Below are 2,960 nucleotides of genomic sequence, written 5' to 3' on the forward strand. Positions count from 1 at the left end.
CCCCGCGTCTCTTTCTGTCCCACCTCGACCAGGGAGCATCATGCAGGATTCGCTGCGGATCACCGCCAGCAAGATCGATCCGGGGCTGTTGTCCCTCCCCTGGTCCACGACACTGGCGAAGTGGCCGTCGGAGCACATCGTGTCGCTCCCGAAGGGGCTCTCCCGCCACCTCGTGCGCTTCGCCGACCTCTCCGGCCGGGTCATCGCCGTGAAGGAGACCACGGCGGAGATGGCCCAGCGCGAGTACGACATGCTCGGCAATCTCGCCCGCCTCGACGTGCCCTGCGTCGACCGGGTCGCGGTGATCGCCGGGCGTACGGATGCCGACGGCGAGGCTCTTCCGGCCGCGCTGGTCACCTCTCACCTGCGTTTCTCGATGCCCTATCGCGCGCTCTTCACGCGGGTGCTGCGCCCCGACACCGCGACCCGCCTCGTCGATGCCCTGGCCCTGCTGTTGGTGCGGCTGCACAACGTCGGCTTCTATTGGGGCGACGTCTCCCTGTCGAACACGCTGTTCCGCCGCGACGCGGGCGCGTTCGCCGCGTATCTGGTCGATGCGGAGACGGGTGAGCTGCACGAGGAGGGGCTGACCGACGGTCAGCGCGCCTACGATCTCGACCTGGCCCGCACGAACATCGCCGGCGAGATCATGGACCTCGCCGCGGGCGGTCGCCTCGAACACGGTGTCGACGCGGTGGCGATCGCCGACGGCATCGTCTCGTCGTATCGATCGCTGTGGGCCGAGCTCACCGCCCAGGAGTCCTTCTCGGCGGCGGAGACCTGGCGCATCACGGAGCGGGTCGAGCGCCTCAACGCCCTGGGGTTCGACATCGACGAGATGTCCATGTCGACGACCGCGGACGGCACCGTCGTCGAGATCCAGCCGAAGGTGGTGGATGCCGGTCACCACCAGCGCCGCCTGATCCGTCTGACGGGGCTGGACGTCGAGGAGAACCAGGCGCGACGCCTGCTGAACGACCTCGACGAGTTCCGCGCCCGCTCGACGAAGCAGTGGGCGGACGAGGAGATGTACGCGCACGAGTGGCTCACCCGTGTCTTCGAGCCGGTGGTGCGCGCGATCCCGTACGAGCTACGAGCCAAGCTGGAGCCCGCCGAGGTCTTCCACCAGGTGCTCGAGCACCGCTGGTACCTCTCGCAGGCGCAGGGGCGCTCGGTGCCGCTCGCCGAGGTGCTGACCAGCTACATCAACGAAGTGCTGCGACACCGGCGTGACGAGGCGACCATCATGGGCCCGCCGACCGAGACGATGAGCCTGCCGGTCGTCACCGGTGCGACTCCGGTGGCCGATGACGATGAGGACATCGACTGGCGCGACCTGGTCTGACACCTCCGCGGTCGCCGAAAGTCGTGGCGTCAGTAGCCGACGGTGAACCGCTCTCGGTGGTGGTTGCCCTGCTCGATCTCGTCCACCACGGCGACCGCGAAATCCGCGCCGGAGATGAACGACTTGCCGTCGGCATCGCGGACGATCACGTCGCCGCCGTCGCGATAGTGCCCGGTGCGCTCGCCTTCGGCCCAGGGACCGAACACCTCAGCGGGGTGGATGAAGAACCAGTCGAGGTCGGCCTCCGTCTCCTCGAGGAGCGCGAGGGAGTCGATGCCGACCTGCGCCTCATGCTTGTACTCCTCAGGGAAATCCTGGTCGAACAGACGCGGTCCCCCGGGAGCCACCAGGCTGCCACCTGCACCGCCGACGACACCGAGACGCGTCTCGGTGCCCGCGACCCGGTCGACGACGTTCGACAGCGCCTCGAGCGCACGATCTTCCATGTCGCCGCGAGGGGAGAGCGCCGACACGACGGCATCCGCCCCGACGAACGCTTCCGCGATCGGATCGAGGTCGAGGGCGGAACCCTGCAGATATGCGGCTCCCGCCACCGGTTCGGTGGGTTCCGATCGGGAGATCGCGATCACCGCATGGCCGCGACTCACCGCCTCCCGGACGATGTGACGACCGGCGTAGCCGGTCCCTCCGAGCACGATGATACGGGCCATGATCTGCCTTTCCTCGGACGGTCTAGTTCTTCGCGGCGCGGAGAGACGCGACTTGGTAGAGCGCGACCGAGGTCGCGATGCCGGCGTTCAGGGATTCAGCGGCCGCAGAGATCGGGATCGAGACGATCTGATCGCACGTCTCGGAGACCAGACGGGACAGCCCCTTGCCTTCCGAGCCGACCACGATCACGACAGGACGATCAGCCAGCTGGAGCTCGGGGAGCGACACGTCACCGTCGCCGTCGAGGCCGAGCACGAACACGCCCTGCTTCTTGAACTCCTTGAGCTGCGCGGTGAGGTTGGTCGCCAGCGCGACGGGGGTCCGTGCGACTGCTCCGGCACTCGTCTTCCAGGCTGCGGAGTTGACACCGGCCGAGCGGCGCTGCGGAAGGATGATGCCGTGCCCACCGAACGCCGCGGTGGAGCGGATGATCGCGCCCAGGTTACGGGGGTCCGTGATGCCGTCGAGCGCCACGAACAGCGGGACCTCGCCCTTGTCGATGACTTGCTCGAGCAGATCCTGTGGGTGGGCGTACTCGTACGGCGGCACCTTGATCGCGACGCCCTGGTGCACGCCGTCGAAGCCGGCCATGCGGTCGAGCTCCGGACGGGTGACCTCCATCACGGGGATCCCGCGATTCGTGGCGATCGCCAGCATCTCCTTCACACGGTCGTCCATCTCGACGCGCTGCGCGATGTAGAACGCCGTCGCCGGGATCTTCGCCCGCAAAGCCTCGAGGACGGAGTTGCGCCCGGTGACATTCTCGGTGTCGTCCCCCGCCTTGGCCTTCGGCGCACGGTTCGCACCGCCGCCGGACCCCGGACGACTGCCGCCGGGGCGCCCCTTGCCGCCCGACGCGGCGTAGCGCTCGGCTGCGGCCTTGCGCTTGCCTGCGGGGTGCCACGCGCGGTCCTCCGCCTTCGGGGTCGGCCCGCGGCCCTCG

General features: G+C 68.7%; 3 protein-coding genes. 1 reads left to right on the plus strand and 2 read right to left on the minus strand.

What is annotated here, in order from left to right:
• Positions 1 to 40: 40 nt before the first annotated feature.
• Positions 41 to 1,345, plus strand: a complete 1,305-nt coding sequence (locus ACNPM4_RS05405) for a DUF4032 domain-containing protein (RefSeq protein WP_262001240.1) — start codon at positions 41 to 43, stop codon at positions 1,343 to 1,345.
• Positions 1,346 to 1,374: 29 nt separating this feature from the next.
• On the opposite strand, the gene ACNPM4_RS05410 is transcribed toward ACNPM4_RS05405, so the two are convergent.
• Both ACNPM4_RS05410 and rlmB read right to left on the minus strand, forming a co-directional pair.
• Positions 1,375 to 2,016, minus strand: a complete 642-nt coding sequence (locus ACNPM4_RS05410) for an NAD(P)-dependent oxidoreductase (protein WP_262001241.1) — start codon at positions 2,014 to 2,016, stop codon at positions 1,375 to 1,377.
• 22 nt (positions 2,017 to 2,038) lie between these two features.
• Positions 2,039 to 2,960 (minus strand): 23S rRNA (guanosine(2251)-2'-O)-methyltransferase RlmB (gene rlmB, locus ACNPM4_RS05415; RefSeq protein WP_448984969.1); only part of this gene is annotated, 922 nt, incomplete at its 5' end.

It is taken from the genome of Microbacterium umsixpiens (assembly GCF_053543675.1).

Bases quoted from the DNA above. Each gene is read 5' to 3' on its own strand.
- ACNPM4_RS05410 (WP_262001241.1), bottom strand. From the start codon at position 2,016: ATGGCCCGTATCATCGTGCTCGGAGGGACCGGCTACGCCGGTCGTCAC.
- ACNPM4_RS05405 (WP_262001240.1), top strand. From the start codon at position 41: ATGCAGGATTCGCTGCGGATCACCGCCAGCAAGATCGATCCGGGGCTG.